Source organism: Marivita sp. (genome assembly GCF_965656765.1).
In the GTDB taxonomy this organism is placed as follows: domain Bacteria; phylum Pseudomonadota; class Alphaproteobacteria; order Rhodobacterales; family Rhodobacteraceae; genus Marivita.
In genome coordinates, this window is sequence record NZ_CBFHLV010000070.1 from 1 (window position 1) to 15,073 (window position 15,073).

Genomic DNA, 15,073 nt, shown 5'->3' on the forward strand with positions numbered 1-15,073 from the left:
GCTTTGGAAGGTCGAACTGCCCTCAGCTCTGCCGCAGATCATGGCCGGCTTGAATCAGACCATCATGCTGTCGCTGTCAATGGTGGTGATTGCAGCCCTTGTTGGCGCTGACGGATTGGGTGTGCCAGTGGTGCGGGCGCTTAATCAGGTGAACACCGCGCGTGGATTTGAAAGCGGGTTTGTGATCGTCGTGGTGGCGATCATCCTTGACCGGATGCTGCGGATGGAGCGCGAGAAATGAGCGAGACACGCGTCGCATTCGACAATGTTTCCATCGTGTTCGGCGACAAACCTCACGCCGCGCTTCCGTTGATGGATGCAGGTCAGGACCGGGGCCAAATCCAGCGCGACACCGGGCAGGTCTTGGGTGTGCATGACTGCTCGCTTGACGTGGCAGAGGGCGAAATTCTCGTTCTCATGGGCTTGTCTGGGTCGGGTAAATCCACGCTCTTGCGGGCGGTAAACGGGCTGAACCCCGTCGCGCGCGGCTGTGTGCGGGTGCACGATGGCCAAGGGCTTGTCGATGTGACGCATGCGAGCGCAGAAGTGCTGCGCGACATGCGCTTGCGCCATGTGGCGATGGTGTTTCAGCAGTTCGGTTTATTACCATGGCGGAGCGTGCGGGAAAACGTCGGCCTTGGCCTTGAACTTGGTGGTCAGTCAAAAGCTGAACGCAAAGACCGGGTCGAGGCCCAGCTTGCGCTTGTGGGTCTGACCGATTGGGCTGACCGCAAGGTGGCAGAGCTTTCGGGAGGCATGCAACAGCGAGTTGGGCTGGCCCGTGCATTTGCAACAGATGCGCCAATTCTGCTGATGGACGAGCCGTTCTCGGCGCTTGACCCGTTGATCCGGACCAAGTTGCAGGACGAATTGCTCGAACTGCAGCAGCGGTTGAAGCGGACAATTATTTTTGTCAGCCACGACCTGGATGAAGCGTTCAAAATTGGCAATCGCATCGCCATCATGGAGGGCGGACGTATTGTGCAATGTGGCACCCCACAAGAGATTTTCCGCAATCCGTCAAATGATTACGTGGCGGATTTCGTCAAACATATGAATCCCTTGGGTGTGCTGCGCGCGCGCGATGTAATGCGTGCCGGATCACCATCTGATGATGCTGTGGCCGTGGATGCGGATGCGCGTGTCCAAGAGGTCATGACCAGTTTGGTCAGCAGCGAAGTTGATTTGGCGGTGGTGGACGGCGACACTTCGATCGGGGTGATCGGCAAAGATGACGTGCTCGCCTATCTGTCGGACCCAACCGGCGCTGGCGCGCGGGAACCCGTCTGATCCCGCGCACACATCAAAACCTGAGTGTCGCGTGCATTTTTTCGCGGTCACCCCTTGTTACGTATTCAGTTTTCTATATATGTTGATCAAGCAAGGAGGGCTCAGATATGACACCCAAGATCACAGGTTTTTTTGACGACGCCACCAATACGATTTCTTACGTGGTTCAAGATCCCGAAGGCAGCGCCTGCGCGATTGTCGATAGCGTGCTTGATTTCGACTATGCGTCAGGCCGCACCGATACAAAATCCGCTGATGCGATTATTGCTTTCGTTAAGGAACACAAGTTGGATGTGCAGTGGTTACTGGAAACACATGTTCATGCCGACCACCTGAGCGCTGCGCCGTACCTGCAAGAGGCGCTTGGCGGGCAGGTCGGGATTGGCGACCGCATTCAGGTTGTGCAGGACACATTCGGCAAGGTGTTCAATGAAGGCACTGAATTCCAACGCGACGGCAGCCAGTTCGATCAGTTGTTCCAAGAAGGCGACAGCTTTCACATCGGGCAGATGCGCGCCGATGTGCTACACACGCCGGGCCACACCCCTGCCTGCCTGACCTATGTGATAGGCGACGCAGCCTTTGTCGGCGATACGCTTTTCATGCCCGATTTCGGCACAGCACGGTGTGACTTCCCCGGGGGCTCTTCAGACCAGCTCTTTGATTCCGTGCAGAAAATCCTGGAATTGCCAGACGAAACCCGCATCTTTGTCGGCCATGACTACAAGGCACCAGGGCGCGATGATTACGCTTGGGAAACCACGGTCGGCGAACAAAAGGCGAAGAACGTGCATGTTGGTGGCGCCGCTTCCAAAACCGACTTTATTGAAATGCGTGACGCCCGTGATGCAACATTGGCCATGCCAAAACTGATCATCCCTTCGCTACAGGTCAACATGCGCGCAGGGCAGATGCCACCTGCGGATGATGACGGTAAGGTCTTTCTCAAAGTTCCAGTAAACGGATTGTAAATCATGAACCCTGATTGGATTTACGGGCTGGTTGGTGGCGCGCTGATCGGCACTGGCGGCGCGGTCTATCTGCTGGCCAATGGGCGCATCATGGGTGCGAGTGGCATCATCGGCGGGCTTGTCGATGGCAGCGGGCGCAACACAATGTGGGAACGTGTGAGCTTTTTGGCCGGATTGGCAGTGATCCCGGTGGTTTTGCTGTTCTTCCTTGGCCCCAAGGAAACCCACGCCACAGGCAATTTCGCACTGCTCATCGCCGCTGGTCTACTGGTAGGCGTTGGCACACGATTGGCCAACGGCTGCACATCCGGGCACGGCGTCTGCGGGATTTCGCGGCTGTCGTTGCGCGGTATGGTCGCCACAGTGTTTTACATTCTCGCCGGCGGTCTGACCGTCGTTTTGTTCCGCCATCTGCTGGGGATCATCTGATGCGCAATATATTCGCTTTTGTCGCCGGTGGCCTGTTTGGTGCAGGTCTGTTCATTTCGGGCATGACTGACACCCGCAAAGTGCAGGGATGGCTTGATATCTTTGGCAACTGGGACCCGACGCTGGCCTTTGTCATGGGCGGGGCGATCATGCCGATGGCGATTGCTTGGCGGATTGCCGCGAAACGGCGCTTTGCGCTGACCGGGGATGCCATGCCGCCTCCACCGGAGCCCAAGCTGGGGCGTAACCTTGTTGTTGGGTCGGTGCTATTCGGGATGGGATGGGGTCTTGTTGGGCTCTGCCCCGGGCCTGCGATTGCCTCGCTCAGTTATGGTGGGATCGAAGGGCTTGTGTTCCTTGGAGCGATGGTCGCCGGGATGAGCGCGATGCCAAGCCTAAGGGCATGGCTGGACAGGCCCGCGACGGCGCAGTAGGTCTTTGGTATGGATATTCGACCAATCACTGACCGCTATAGCGTGTCCCCGCAGATCGACCCCCAAGATGCCGCCGCCATCAAGGAAGCGGGCATCACCACCGTGATTTGCAACCGCCCCGATGCCGAAGTGCCACCGTCCCATCAGGCTGACACCATACGCGCCGCACTCGAAGCCGAAGGGCTGCGGTTCGAGGTGTTGCCGATCACCCATCAGACCATGACCCACGATAGAGTTGCCCAACAAGCCGCTATCGTGGAAGCGTCTGACGGGCCGGTTCTGGCCTATTGCGCATCCGGTACACGCTGTTCGATCCTCTGGGCGTTAAGTAAGGCTGGGCAACTTCCGTCGGATGCCATCATCGAGGCGGTCGCGCGGGCCGGATACGACCTGTCCGCAATGCGCCCGACCCTGGACGCAGCAGCCGCGGCGCAGGGCTAACGCGCTCACCGCGCCTTGCGGTCATGACAGGCCTGCCGCGAGATCGTCTAAATCCACGTCGAATGAGCCATCGAACGTGTAGCCCGGCGTTACCTGTGGCACGAGAGATGTGGATGGGTCAGTCTGTGGCGCAATTTGGCCGGCTGTGCTCTGCTCTTCGGCTGGTGGTCTTCGGACCTCTGGTTTGTGGAGCAGTGTTTCGTCGGATCCGATGCGGATTGCCCGGAAGCCATTCATCTGACCCAGCTTTCCACGCGCCACCACATGTCCGCCGGACATCACCAAAGTGGCGGACGAGGTTGCTTGCGATGAAACGGTCAGCACATCCCCGGGCCTGAGCGCCTGCGCCTTGTCGAGCGGGATATGGATCCGCGTCAGCACCGCCTGCATGCGTGCCGGAGCCAGCTTGAGAACAGCTTCGTGTTTCCCAATATCGGACGGTCGCCCCTGCTCGACCATTTTTGGTGGTTCGGGAAACAGAAAAATGGCACGCCCTGCGCGAGTGTCATGGGCAAGGCTGACGTCAAAGGCCGTCAGGTGATAGCTTTCCGCATCAAGCGCCAAATCTGCTGTTTGCGCGTCTTCGACCAACGCGCCAAATGAATAGTTCTGAAGATGAGCCATTTCTGGCTGTGCCGCCAGCATCGATGCGAACCGGGGTAAAGCCGCATCAAGCAAGGGGGCCATCATCGCGGCATCGGTTGGGGTATAGGCCCGCTGATCGTTCGGAAACCGGGTGACCCGCCCCAAAGTCTGCACCTCGATCAGACCAGTGACGAGGTCACGATCCAGCGCCACCAGTCCCGCGGGCGCGGTTTCGGTGTCGAGGATGATCAACAACTGATCTTCGTCCAGACGCCGGATCGCACGATCAGGTGTCAGCGTTTCGTCAAAAACATGCGTCGCGGCAAGGCTCAATCCCCACAGAGCATCCGCCGCAATTGACAGCCCGCGCGCCAATGCTCGAGGCATCGACAAAGAGCCGCCGCCCAACGCCTTGCGCTGCGCCTGCGCCTTGCGCTGCAGAACCGTATCTACCCCGTCTTCGGTCATATCTGCGCAAATACCCCCTTAGCCATTCCCAAAGTTATGGCCGGAATTGGTTACCAAGGGTTTAGCAAATTCACCCAGATCAGATTATTGCGCAGCTATCGCTGTGCGGTACGGCAAGATTACACGGAACGTAGCACCCCGTGTCGCCGGAACATAATCCACCGATCCACCGAGACGGGTCATGACCTGACGGCAAATAGCGAGGCCAAGCCCAGCGCCGCCCGCTTTTTGGTCGCTGACACGGGCAAATTTTTCAAAGATCATATCTACCGCATCAGGCGCGATTCCTGACCCGTTGTCCTGAAAATCAACGACAATGCGATCCGCCTCTTGCATGACACGAATGATCAGGCGCGGGCTTTTGGCATCACAATACTTCCGTGCGTTGGCAATCAGGTTGATGAACACCTGGCTCAGCCGGTCAAGATCTGTATGCAGGACAATTTCTTCCTTGGACGTGTCGCGTTGAATATCAAGCTTGACGCCATCTTCCCCAATCGCCGAAGACGACACCGCACGGTCAAGCGCATCACGTAGCGTTCCGTCGCGCAGGTTCAGGTTGACCTGCCCGTTCTCAACCACGCTCAGATCAAGCAGATCGTCCAAAAGCCGCGTCAGGCGCTGCGCCTCGTCATGAATAATCGACGCATAGCGAGATTGGTCTTCGGGCTGCATCTCGTCGGTGTCGCGCAAAATTTCCGAGAACGCCCGGATGGATGTCATAGGCGTGCGCAGTTCGTGACTGATCTGGCTGAGAAACGCATCTTTCTGGATCGAAAGACGGGTCAGCTTTTGGTTGGCGTTGCGCAGCTCCAGCGCAGTGCGACTAAGTTCTTCGGATTGCTCCTTGAGCCGCGCCGAATATTCAAGCATCTGCGCTGTTTCATCCGCCACAGCCATCAGGTCTTCGACGGATATCGCCATACCACCAGTGATCTGTCCCACCATCGCATGAGCGGTCGCAGCCCCAACCGAGCTGCCCAATTCGCGTTCTAGCGCTTCAAGAAAATCGGGGGTTGTTGCCGGGAGGTCACCGCGTGCGCCTTGCCGCCGGGCGTGCCGCAGGAACAATGCCTGTGCTTCGCGCGCGCCAAGAATGCGCTGCGCCATGACCATCAGGTCTTCGGTCTGTGCGCTGCCGCCAGACCAGCTTCTTGTGTTCGCGGAATGCTCGAAAATGTTAACGAATTGCGCGGCCTGTAGGCGCTCCAAAGGCGACGGGAATGTGACAAGCGACACGGTCAAAAAGGCCACGATGTTAAACAGCATGCTCCACAAAAGCGCATGCATCAGCTGGTCCAGACCCGCGATTCCGAACAGCGCATCTGGACGCAGCCATGTCTGACCGAACAACCCGTTTTCGATTACCGACATCGGCAGGATCGTACCAACACCAAAGCTGGGCAGGTAAAGCGTATAGAGCCAGGTGACAAAGCCAGCTGTCAGTCCCGCAAACGCGCCCAACCGGGTGGCGCCGCGCCAGAACATGCCGCCCACCATGGCGGGCAAAACCTGCGCCAACCCGCAAAACGCCACCAATCCGATAGATGCCAGCGCCTCGCCCCCGCTGGATAGGCGGAAATAGAGATAGCCCAGCATCACAACGCCAACGATGGAAATGCGCCGCGCCATAAGAACCGCTGCGCGCACATCGCCTGACACACTGGCCCCGCTGGGCCGCAGACGAAGCCAGATCGGCATGACGATGTGGTTTGACACCATTGTCGACAACGCAATCGCGGCAACAATCACCATCGATGTGGCCGAACTGAACCCGCCAAGGAAGGACAGCATCGCCAGCCCATTTTCGCCCAGCGCCAAAGGCACTGTCAAAACGAACAGGTCCGGGTTCGACCCGTCAGGCATTATCTCAAGGCCGACCACGGCAATGGGCACGACGAACAGGCTGATCAGGCATAAATAAAGTGGAAACGCCCAAGCCGCTGTGCGCAGGTGGCTTTCGTCATCATTCTCGACAACCAGAACCTGAAATGTACGCGGCAAGCACAGGAACGCCGCCGCCGACAGAAAGATGAGTCCCGCCCAGCGGCTTCGGTCGGTGTGCCATTGGCCGAATTCAGACGCATCAATCCGGTTGAGCGCTTCAGTCAAGCCGCCCGACACGCCCCAGACGACAAAGATGCCGACCGACAGCAATGCGACTAGCTTGACAACCGCTTCGACGGCGATGGCCATGACGACTCCGTCATGCCTTTCTTTGGCATCAAGGTTTCGGGTGCCGAATAGAACGGTGAACAAAGCCAATCCAAGGGACAACCACAGCGCCAGATCAGCTTGGTTCTGCGGTGTGGTGCCATCGGCCTGAGCGGCAAACACCGAGAACGACAGCGTCACCGACTGAAGTTGCAGTGCAATGTAAGGCGTTGTTCCGATCACAGCGAGGATCGTAACACCGGCGGCCAAAAGGCTTGATTTGCCATAGCGCGATGAAATCAGGTCAGCAATCGATGTAATTTTCTGCGTGCGCCCGATCCGCACCAGTTTGCGCAAGAGCCACCACCAACTGACCATGATCAGGGTTGGGCCCAGATAAATCGTCAGGTATTCAAACCCGTTGCGCGCCGCAGACCCGACCGCGCCATAAAATGTCCAAGCGGTGCAGTAGATCGACAGGGACAAGGTATAAATCAAAGGCGAACGGAGCCACGCCTTTTTGCCCTGCATCGCCATTCGGTCGGCGGCAAAGGCGACGAAGAACAAAAAGAACACGTACGCGGTACACACCGCGACCAGAAGATTGAGCGTGCTCATGTGTCCGTGTCCGGAGGATCATCCACCTCTTCGGCCAAAAGGCGCGACAGCCCCCAAGTCAGAACAATGATTCCGGCCCAAACGACGAAGATATAAATCAGGGCCGTGGCGCTGCTAACGGTATCCTCACCGGTTTGAGGCCAGAGCAGCGGCAAGCTCCATAGCACCAACGCCAGCACCGGTGCCAGTCGCGCAGCATCCATGACCCGCCGCCTGCGATAGGTGCGGCGTTCATGAAACACGGTTGGCAATCCGGGCCTATCCGTTGGTTCTCTCATTTGGCAGCGAGGGTTCTCACGGTTTCAAGCATGTCAGCATTTGAAAACGGCTTGGTCATAAAGGCATCACAGCCCGCCCGCTCTGCAATCTCGCGGTCTTTGGTCTGACCACGTGCCGTCAACATCAAGACAGGCAAAGCACTGCTGGTCGGGTCCTCGCGCAATTCGCGCAGAATGTCGTACCCGCTTTTGCCCGGAAGCATCACGTCCAGAATGACCACATCTGGTTTTCGTTCCTTCACCATCTCAACGGCATCCGCGCCATTAGAATGCGTTTTTACCGTCCACCCATCACGCGATAGGATGAAGCTGATCGCTTCAATGATATTGGGTTCGTCTTCAATTAACAGAACCTGTTTTGACACGCGCGCCCTCCCCCGATGCCGCAATTAGCTGGTCGGCTTTTGCCGTTATTTTTGGCCAGCTTGGGTAAACTATTACGAAGTGCAGGCAATGTGTCAAAGCTTCCTCGGTGCAGATGCCACCATGATCGAAGGCTCGCGGCGTGCCTCACAGGTCGGATGCGGGCAAATCCGGCATGTCAAACCAACCTGACGTATTGCCTCGGACGTGTCGCGCTTGGGTTCCGGCACGATCAACATATGGCTCTCGAACAGCACATCTTCTCCCGGCCGCACCGGACCAATAGGTTGCGAAATGGCAAAGCCGCGATGGCGCGCTGCAGCGCGGGCCGATTGCTCCATCACTTCGGTGTGGACCATCATTGGCCGCGCCAACGCCCGATAAAGAGGCCAGAGTGCACATCCCGCGCCCAATCGGGGCAACGGAAATTCGGGCAGCGGTTTGCGAAAGGTTGTCACTCCAGAACCGTCACAGATCGCAAGCCCCACCGGATCGGGAAGAATGTCTTCGGGCAAATGCGCAAGGCGACGCATGGCGCTGGCAAGGTCACAACCAAACCGTGCGGCCAAAGCGAAAGGATCGTTGCCCGAAACCGCCACCGTATCGGCGCAATCCCCCAGCGGCATATGTTTCGCGTCGCTTCGATACCGAGTCAGCACGTGGTGCAAGAGCCATCTTGCCGATTGCGACACGCCCTGCCCCAGCTGGTCGACAACCACATCGACATTCGCTTCTGAATGTTCGAGCGCAGGCAAATGAAATCCTGTTTTTTGGAATACCGCATCCAATTCGTCCTGCGGCGCATTGGTTTCAGACGCTTCGGAATCCGATTCTTCAAGATATTGCGCCAAACTGCGGCTGGTGTCGGCCAAACGCGCACTGTCTTCATAGATGTTGCGATTAAAGCGCCTTTGCCATTCCGGTTCGATATCGCCCGGTTCCGCCAGGATCGACGCCGCGGACCGGATCGCAGTCACAGTTGACAGCATCTCGTGCAGGGACGCGGCCAGATGCGGGTCATGGGTCAGACGGTCAGTCAAAGCCTCTACACTGCGCTGCAGGGTTTCGACTTTGCGCTGACTGTCCGCCAACAACGCAGCCCAGCCGGGAAAGCGGCCGGCGAATTCCTCGACCCGCGCAAATTCGGCTTCCGAGATGTCTGTGTCGCTGGCCGCCTCGCGCAGGGTGGCCAACAACGTGGTTTCCGCCCCTTCTGTGAGCGATCCCGGCTCGACCCCCAACGCGAAGGCTATATCGACCAACAATTTGCCGCCGATTCTGCGCCGGTTGTGTTCGATCAAGTTTAGGTAGGACGGCGAAATGCTGGCTCGTTTGGCCAGCTCCGACTGTTTTAGTCCAGCCATCACGCGGCGTTCGCGAATTCGACTTCCTGTCAGAGTGTCGCGGGGCATGTCAAATTCCCGTGGTGAATCAATCGGTTTCTGCACTGCGGAAAAAATAAATTTACAGATTTCTGCGATGCACTGTTCATTTTTTGACAGAAAAAGTGTTTAGAGCAAAGCGCTTATTGCTATGTTTTCCATGCATAGCCGATAATTAATTTGCACATATGTGCGGTGTTGGCGGTCGGAGGATCCCCGCCAGACCCTTAAAGACATTGGGAGGATTATATGTCCAAAGGCAACCTGACACGTCGCGGCGTGCTCAAGACAGGTGCTGGAGCAGGTGCGGGCCTCGCGCTGCCCACCTACCTGTCCGCAGCCGGTCACGAAGGCTTTACAAACGCACCGACAGGCTCGACCGTCACTCTGGGTTTCAACGTACCCCAGTCCGGCCCCTACGCGGACGAAGGTGCGGACGAACTGCGCGCCTACGAGCTTGCTGTTGAACACCTGAACGGTGAAGGCGACGGCGGCATGCTGAACACCTTCTCGTCGAAGGCACTTCAGGGCAACGGTATCCTCGGCAAGAAAGTCGAGTACGTCACAGGCGACACGCAGACCAAGTCTGACGCGGCGCGCGCATCGGCAAAGTCGATGATCGAAAAAGACGGCGCGGTGATGATCACAGGCGGTTCGTCCTCGGGCGTGGCTGTTGCCGTTCAGGCACTTTGCCAAGAAGCGGGCGTCATCTTTATGGCGGGCCTCACACACTCCAACGACACAACGGGTAAAGACAAGCGGGCCAACGGTTTCCGGCACTTCTTTAACTCGTATATGTCCGGTGCGGCGCTTGCGCCGGTTCTGGCCGCCAACTACGGCACCGACCGTAAGGCCTATCACCTGACAGCGGACTACAACTGGGGTTACACCACAGAAGAAGCCGTGAAATCCTCGACCGAAGCCATGGGCTGGGAAACCGTCGCAGCTGTGAAAACACCGCTGACGCAGACAGACTTCTCGTCTTACATCGCTCCGGTTCTGCAGTCCGGCGCCGATACGCTGGTTCTGAACCACTACGGCGGAAACATGGTGAACTCGCTCACCAACGCTGTTCAGTTCGGTCTGCGCGACAAGCAGGTCAACGGCAAAGACTTCCAGATCATCGTTCCGCTCTACTCGCGCCTCATGGCGAAGGGTGCGGGTGCCAACGTTAAGGGCATCTTTGGTTCGACGAACTGGCACTGGTCGCTGCAGGACGAAGGCTCCAAGCAGTTCGTTCAGTCCTTCGGCACCAAGTACGGCTTCCCGCCGTCGCAGGCTGCGCACACCTGCTACGTTCAGGCCCTGCTGTATGCAGACGCCGTGGAACGTGCTGGCTCGTTCGCACCATGTGCAGTTGTCGAAGCGCTTGAGGGCTTCGAATTCGACGGCATGGGCAACGGCAAGACGCTGTACCGCGCCGAAGACCACCAGTGCTTCAAAGACGTTCTGGTTGTGAAGGGTAAAGAGAACCCATCCTCGGAATTCGACCTTCTCGAAATCGTCGAAGTTACTCCGGTGGATCAGGTCACATATGCACCCGATCACCCGCAGTTCTCCGGTGGCGCACTGGGTTCCTGCAACAACGGCGCATAAGCCGATGTTCTCTGAGGTGGGCCACATGGTCCACCTCATCTTTTGTTCAGCCTGTTGCTGTTACGGGCTGCCTGCACTTCCACACTTCTGACCGCAAAGGGTGGGGCAATGGACGCCATAATCCTGCAAATTCTCAACGGGCTCGACAAGGGCTCTGCCTATGCGCTGATCGCGCTCGGCTTAACACTCATTTTCGGCACACTGGGTGTCGTGAACTTTGCGCACGGCGCGCTGTTCATGATCGGTGCCTTTTGCGCTGTGACCCTGTCACGACTGCTAAGCCTCAGTCACGAGGTCGAAATCCCCGGCGAGGTCGATTTCCTTGGCAATCAAGCGACACGCGAACAACCGTATGTCTATGACATTTTCGGAGAGGCAATGGGGTCCAGTATCATTGACTGGGCCGTCCCGCTGTCGATCCTCTTTGCCATTCCAGTAATGATCGCGATTGGTGTGATCATGGAGCGCGGGCTGATCAAGCACTTCTACAAGCGCCCTCACGCCGACCAGATCCTTGTAACCTTTGGCCTTGCCATCGTGCTGCAGGAAATCATCAAGTACTACTACGGTGCCAACCCGATCCCGACACCTGCACCGTCAGCCTTTACCGGGTCGTTCGATTTTGGCGCGCTGATTGGATTTGATCCCAACACAATCATCTACCCGTACTGGCGACTGGTCTACTTTGCCTTCGCCGCTTTGATTATCGGAGCAGTTTTTGCCTTCCTGCAATTCACCACTTTCGGCATGGTTGTCCGCGCCGGCATGGCAGACCGCGAAACCGTAGGCCTCCTTGGCATCAACATCGACAAGCGGTTTACAATCATGTTCGGACTGGCCGCTGCGGTCGCGGGTCTGGCCGGTGTGATGTACACGCCGATCAACTCTCCAAACTACCACATGGGTATGGACTTTCTGGTCCTAAGCTTTGTCGTGGTGGTTGTCGGTGGCATGGGGTCTTTGCCCGGTGCGGTGCTTGCGGGCTTTCTGCTTGGCATCCTCGAGAGCTTTGCCTCAATGCGCGAAGTCATCGCCATTATCCCCGGCATCAACCAGGTGATCATCTACCTTGTTGCCATCGTAATTCTACTGACGCGTCCGCGTGGCCTGATGGGTCGCAAGGGCGTGATGGAGGACTGATCCATGTTTGGACTGGATAAAAAAGACGCATCCCTCCTGCTGATCGTTGCAGCACTGGTGGCTTTCGCACCCTTCCTGCTGAACCCGTTTCCGGAAGGGTCGGCGATGGCACAGTTCAACGCCGGGTATCCTGACCTGATGCAGCGGTTTGTAATTTTTGGGATCTTCGCCATCGGCTTCAACATCCTGTTCGGCTTGACCGGCTATCTCAGCTTTGGTCACGCAGCCTTTCTGGGTGTGGGATCTTACGCGGCAGTCTGGATGTTCAAGCTGCTCAGCATGAACGTGATCCCGGCCATCGGGCTGGCAATCGTCACCGCAGGCGTATTCGCGCTTATCATTGGCTATGTCAGTTTGCGGCGGTCTGGGATTTACTTCTCAATTCTGACGCTGGCATTTGCACAGATGTCCTTCGCCCTCGCTTATTCGGTTCTCACACCGATCACGGGTGGTGAAACGGGTCTACAACTGGCACTTGACGATCCGCGCATCCTTGGCGGTGCAGCAAGCGAAGGCAACATCCCCGTTCCCGGCTTCTTTGGCCTGGAAATGCGCGACAGTGCCGAATTGGTACTGGGCGGCTGGGTCTTTACCTTCAATGTCGGTTATTACTTTGCCGCGATTATCATGCTGGCCTCGTTCTATCTGTCGATCCGGATCTTCCGGTCGCCCTTTGGTATGATGTTGCGTGCGATCAAATCGAACCAGCAGCGCTTGAACTACACCGGTCTTAACCCGCGTCCCTATACGCTGGCCGCCTTTGTGATCTCGGGCATGTATGCCGGTCTTGCCGGTGGCCTGATGGCCTCGATGGACCCGCTTGCAGGTGCGGAACGGATGTTCTGGACAGCTTCGGGTGAAGTCGTTCTGATGACGATCCTCGGCGGTGTCGGAACGCTTATTGGCCCGGTTCTGGGTGCGGGCATGATCAAGTACATGGAAAACATCATTTCCAAGATCAACTCGGACATCCTGCACAGCTGGTTTGCCTTCCTTCCCGACGGGCTTGAAGACCTGGTTGTGACGCTGATCTACCCGTTCATCGGCAAAGGTTGGCACCTGACGCTGGGCATTGTGTTCATGCTGGTCGTGATCTTCCTGCCCGGTGGTCTTGTCGAAGGCGGTCAGAAGCTGGCCAAACTCTTCCGCCGCAAGAAAGCGGACGAGCCGAAAAACGCAACCACCGAACCTGCGGAATAAGGAGACGGACAGATGGGAATTCTTGAAGTCAAAGACGTCAACAAACGGTTCGGTGGCCTGCAAGCCTTGGGCAATGTGAACCTGAGCGTGACCGAAAACACCTGTCACGCGATCATCGGGCCGAACGGGGCGGGCAAATCCACTCTGCTTAACTGCCTCGTGGGCAAGCTGATCCCAGATACCGGATCGGTCATGTTCGACGGCCAAAGCGTGCTGGGCCGCACTCCCTTCGAAATCAACCAGATGGGAATTTCCCGGGTGTTCCAAACACCCGAGATTTTCGCAGACCTGACGGTGATGGAAAACATGTTGATCCCCTGCTTTGCCAAACGGGACGGATCGTTCGCCCTGCATGGCATCCGGTCGGTCTTTAGCGAAGCGGAACTGCGCGAACAGGCAGAACAGATGCTTGAAGAGGTCAACATGATCGACAAGCGCAACATGCATTCGGCTTCAATGTCGCGTGGTGACAAACGGCGTTTGGAAATGGCAATGTGCCTTGTGCAAAACCCCAAGCTCTTGCTGCTGGACGAACCAACAGCGGGTATGGCGCGGGCGGATACAAACAACACCATCGACCTGCTCAAAGAGATCAAGGAAAAGCGCAACATCACCATCGCGATTATCGAACATGACATGCATGTGGTCTTTTCTTTGGCCGAACGCATCACCGTTCTCGCGCAGGGTACGCCGCTGGTCGAAGACACCCCCGAGAATATCAAGGGCCACCCCAAGGTCAAAGAAGCCTATCTTGGCGAAGCGGCGTAAAGCCCGCGTGGTCGAAAGGACAAGACAATGAACGTCAGACCCGATTTTTCGAAAAATGCCAACGCGGCCCAAACCGCCCCGGCCTTTCTCTCTGTTTGGGACATGCACAGCTACTACGGCGAAAGCTATATTGTGCAGGGCATCTCGTTTAACGTCCACGAGGGTGAGATTCTTGCTCTTCTGGGCCGCAACGGCGCTGGGAAAACCACAACTCTGCGCTCTATCGCCCGTATGGACAGCCCACAGGTCAATCATGGCGAAATATGGCTGGACCACCAGCCGCTGCACAAAATGAAATCCTACGAGGCCGCCACTGTTGGGCTTGGTCTTGTTCCCGAAGATCGTTGTATTATCCCCGGCCTGACGGTTGAGGAAAACCTTCAACTTGCGCAAATCGCGCCACCCATTGGCTGGTCGATCGAACGTCTGTATGATCTCTTCCCGCGCTTGGGCGAACGCCGCAAACAAGAGGGCGTCACACTGTCGGGTGGCGAACAACAAATGCTCTCCATCGCCCGTGCATTGGCGCGCGACATCAAGGTGTTGTTGCTTGATGAACCCTATGAAGGATTGGCGCCAGTGATCGTGGATGAGATCGAAAAGACACTGCGCGTGATCAAGGAACAGGGGATGACCACGATCCTTGTTGAACAGAACGCGATCCGTGCGCTGCAACTGGCTGACCGGGCCATCATCCTCGACACGGGTTCCATCGTGTTTGACGGCACTGCGGAAGAGGTTCTTGGAAACGACTCATTGCGCGCCGAATACCTCGCGATCTGAGGCTGGTTTTTTACGTTTTGCGACCTAAGCCGCCCTTGCCATTTTCCCGGCGGGGCGGTTTTCTTTTACGAAAGAGGAGGACACCCCCATGACTGACACGACCTACCCCCCATCCGCCGAGATGGTTGCCAATGCGCATGTTGATGCAGCGCGTTATGAGGAGATGTATGCGC

At 57.2% G+C, this 15,073-nt stretch carries 16 protein-coding genes; 11 read left to right on the forward strand and 5 right to left on the reverse strand.

The window, feature by feature from the left end; all coding sequences use genetic code 11:
- The 6 genes from ACTG4M_RS14995 to ACTG4M_RS15020 form a co-directional block, all read left to right on the forward strand.
- The coding region (locus ACTG4M_RS14995) for an ABC transporter permease subunit (RefSeq protein WP_439124476.1) at nt 1-241 on the forward strand (241 nt) is incomplete at its 5' end.
- Nucleotides 238-1,290, forward strand: a complete 1,053-nt coding sequence (gene choV / locus ACTG4M_RS15000) for a choline ABC transporter ATP-binding protein (RefSeq protein ID WP_439124477.1) — start codon at nt 238-240, stop codon at nt 1,288-1,290. The genes ACTG4M_RS14995 and choV, both read left to right, overlap by 4 nt.
- A gap of 107 nt (nt 1,291-1,397) precedes the next feature.
- Nucleotides 1,398-2,261, forward strand: coding sequence for an MBL fold metallo-hydrolase (locus ACTG4M_RS15005; protein WP_439124478.1), 864 nt, complete (start codon nt 1,398-1,400; stop codon nt 2,259-2,261).
- 3 nt (nt 2,262-2,264) lie between these two features.
- Nucleotides 2,265-2,690 (forward strand): YeeE/YedE family protein, encoded by a 426-nt coding sequence (locus ACTG4M_RS15010; RefSeq protein ID WP_439124479.1) that lies wholly within the window; start codon nt 2,265-2,267, stop codon nt 2,688-2,690.
- Nucleotides 2,690-3,124: a DUF6691 family protein gene (locus tag ACTG4M_RS15015; protein WP_439124480.1), complete on the forward strand. Its 435-nt coding sequence runs from the start codon at nt 2,690-2,692 to the stop codon at nt 3,122-3,124. The genes ACTG4M_RS15010 and ACTG4M_RS15015 overlap by 1 nt, the downstream gene beginning before the upstream one ends.
- Nucleotides 3,125-3,133: 9 nt before the next feature.
- A complete protein-coding gene (locus tag ACTG4M_RS15020) occupies nt 3,134-3,565 on the forward strand; it encodes a TIGR01244 family sulfur transferase (protein WP_439124481.1) in 432 nt (143 codons plus the stop codon).
- 21 nt (nt 3,566-3,586) lie between these two features.
- Here the strand turns inward: ACTG4M_RS15020 and ACTG4M_RS15025 are convergent, their stop codons facing one another.
- The 5 genes from ACTG4M_RS15025 to ACTG4M_RS15045 form a co-directional block, all read right to left on the reverse strand.
- Nucleotides 3,587-4,618: a FliM/FliN family flagellar motor C-terminal domain-containing protein gene (locus tag ACTG4M_RS15025; RefSeq protein WP_439124482.1), complete on the reverse strand. Its 1,032-nt coding sequence runs from the start codon at nt 4,616-4,618 to the stop codon at nt 3,587-3,589.
- Nucleotides 4,619-4,702: 84 nt separating this feature from the next.
- Nucleotides 4,703-7,390 carry an ATP-binding protein gene (locus ACTG4M_RS15030; protein WP_439124483.1) on the reverse strand — a complete coding sequence of 896 codons (2,688 nt, stop codon included), beginning with the start codon at nt 7,388-7,390 and terminating at the stop codon, nt 4,703-4,705.
- Complete coding sequence (locus ACTG4M_RS15035; protein ID WP_439124484.1) at nt 7,387-7,668, reverse strand: hypothetical protein; 282 nt, start codon at nt 7,666-7,668, stop codon at nt 7,387-7,389. Before ACTG4M_RS15035 ends, ACTG4M_RS15030 begins: the two co-directional genes overlap by 4 nt.
- Nucleotides 7,665-8,033, reverse strand: coding sequence for a response regulator transcription factor (locus ACTG4M_RS15040; RefSeq protein ID WP_439124485.1), 369 nt, complete (start codon nt 8,031-8,033; stop codon nt 7,665-7,667). The genes ACTG4M_RS15035 and ACTG4M_RS15040 overlap by 4 nt, the downstream gene beginning before the upstream one ends.
- 93 nt (nt 8,034-8,126) lie before the next feature.
- A complete protein-coding gene (locus ACTG4M_RS15045) occupies nt 8,127-9,443 on the reverse strand; it encodes a helix-turn-helix domain-containing protein (protein WP_439124486.1) in 1,317 nt (438 codons plus the stop codon).
- Nucleotides 9,444-9,662: 219 nt separating this feature from the next.
- Here ACTG4M_RS15045 and ACTG4M_RS15050 point away from each other — a divergent pair, with 219 nt between their 5' ends.
- The 5 genes from ACTG4M_RS15050 (at nt 9,663) to ACTG4M_RS15070 (ending at nt 14,900) form a co-directional block, all read left to right on the forward strand.
- Nucleotides 9,663-11,009 carry a substrate-binding protein gene (locus ACTG4M_RS15050; protein WP_439124487.1) on the forward strand — a complete coding sequence of 449 codons (1,347 nt, stop codon included), beginning with the start codon at nt 9,663-9,665 and terminating at the stop codon, nt 11,007-11,009.
- A 108-nt stretch (nt 11,010-11,117) separates the two neighbouring features.
- Nucleotides 11,118-12,149: a branched-chain amino acid ABC transporter permease gene (locus tag ACTG4M_RS15055; protein WP_439124488.1), complete on the forward strand. Its 1,032-nt coding sequence runs from the start codon at nt 11,118-11,120 to the stop codon at nt 12,147-12,149.
- Between the two features lie 3 nt (nt 12,150-12,152).
- On the forward strand, nt 12,153-13,349 hold the full coding sequence (locus tag ACTG4M_RS15060; protein ID WP_439124489.1) for a branched-chain amino acid ABC transporter permease: 1,197 nt from the start codon (nt 12,153-12,155) through the stop codon (nt 13,347-13,349).
- A 12-nt stretch (nt 13,350-13,361) separates the two neighbouring features.
- Entirely contained in the window at nt 13,362-14,117 is a 756-nt protein-coding gene (locus ACTG4M_RS15065) for an ABC transporter ATP-binding protein (protein ID WP_439124490.1), read from the forward strand.
- Between the two features lie 27 nt (nt 14,118-14,144).
- Nucleotides 14,145-14,900 carry an ABC transporter ATP-binding protein gene (locus ACTG4M_RS15070; RefSeq protein WP_439124491.1) on the forward strand — a complete coding sequence of 252 codons (756 nt, stop codon included), beginning with the start codon at nt 14,145-14,147 and terminating at the stop codon, nt 14,898-14,900.
- Nucleotides 14,901-15,073: the final 173 nt, after the last annotated feature.

What these genes read in the sequence shown, in the direction of transcription:
- ACTG4M_RS15015 (WP_439124480.1), top strand. Translation starts at nt 2,690, where the DNA reads ATGCGCAATATATTCGCTTTTGTCGCCGGTGGCCTGTTTGGTGCAGGT.
- choV (WP_439124477.1), top strand. Translation starts at nt 238, where the DNA reads ATGAGCGAGACACGCGTCGCATTCGACAATGTTTCCATCGTGTTCGGC.
- ACTG4M_RS15065 (WP_439124490.1), top strand. Translation starts at nt 13,362, where the DNA reads ATGGGAATTCTTGAAGTCAAAGACGTCAACAAACGGTTCGGTGGCCTG.
- ACTG4M_RS15005 (WP_439124478.1), top strand. Translation starts at nt 1,398, where the DNA reads ATGACACCCAAGATCACAGGTTTTTTTGACGACGCCACCAATACGATT.
- ACTG4M_RS15045 (WP_439124486.1), bottom strand. Translation starts at nt 9,443, where the DNA reads ATGCCCCGCGACACTCTGACAGGAAGTCGAATTCGCGAACGCCGCGTG.
- ACTG4M_RS15055 (WP_439124488.1), top strand. Translation starts at nt 11,118, where the DNA reads ATGGACGCCATAATCCTGCAAATTCTCAACGGGCTCGACAAGGGCTCT.
- ACTG4M_RS15025 (WP_439124482.1), bottom strand. Translation starts at nt 4,618, where the DNA reads ATGACCGAAGACGGGGTAGATACGGTTCTGCAGCGCAAGGCGCAGGCG.
- ACTG4M_RS15030 (WP_439124483.1), bottom strand. Translation starts at nt 7,390, where the DNA reads ATGAGCACGCTCAATCTTCTGGTCGCGGTGTGTACCGCGTACGTGTTC.
- ACTG4M_RS15050 (WP_439124487.1), top strand. Translation starts at nt 9,663, where the DNA reads ATGTCCAAAGGCAACCTGACACGTCGCGGCGTGCTCAAGACAGGTGCT.
- ACTG4M_RS15070 (WP_439124491.1), top strand. Translation starts at nt 14,145, where the DNA reads ATGAACGTCAGACCCGATTTTTCGAAAAATGCCAACGCGGCCCAAACC.
- ACTG4M_RS15010 (WP_439124479.1), top strand. Translation starts at nt 2,265, where the DNA reads ATGAACCCTGATTGGATTTACGGGCTGGTTGGTGGCGCGCTGATCGGC.
- ACTG4M_RS15020 (WP_439124481.1), top strand. Translation starts at nt 3,134, where the DNA reads ATGGATATTCGACCAATCACTGACCGCTATAGCGTGTCCCCGCAGATC.
- ACTG4M_RS15035 (WP_439124484.1), bottom strand. Translation starts at nt 7,668, where the DNA reads ATGAGAGAACCAACGGATAGGCCCGGATTGCCAACCGTGTTTCATGAA.
- ACTG4M_RS15060 (WP_439124489.1), top strand. Translation starts at nt 12,153, where the DNA reads ATGTTTGGACTGGATAAAAAAGACGCATCCCTCCTGCTGATCGTTGCA.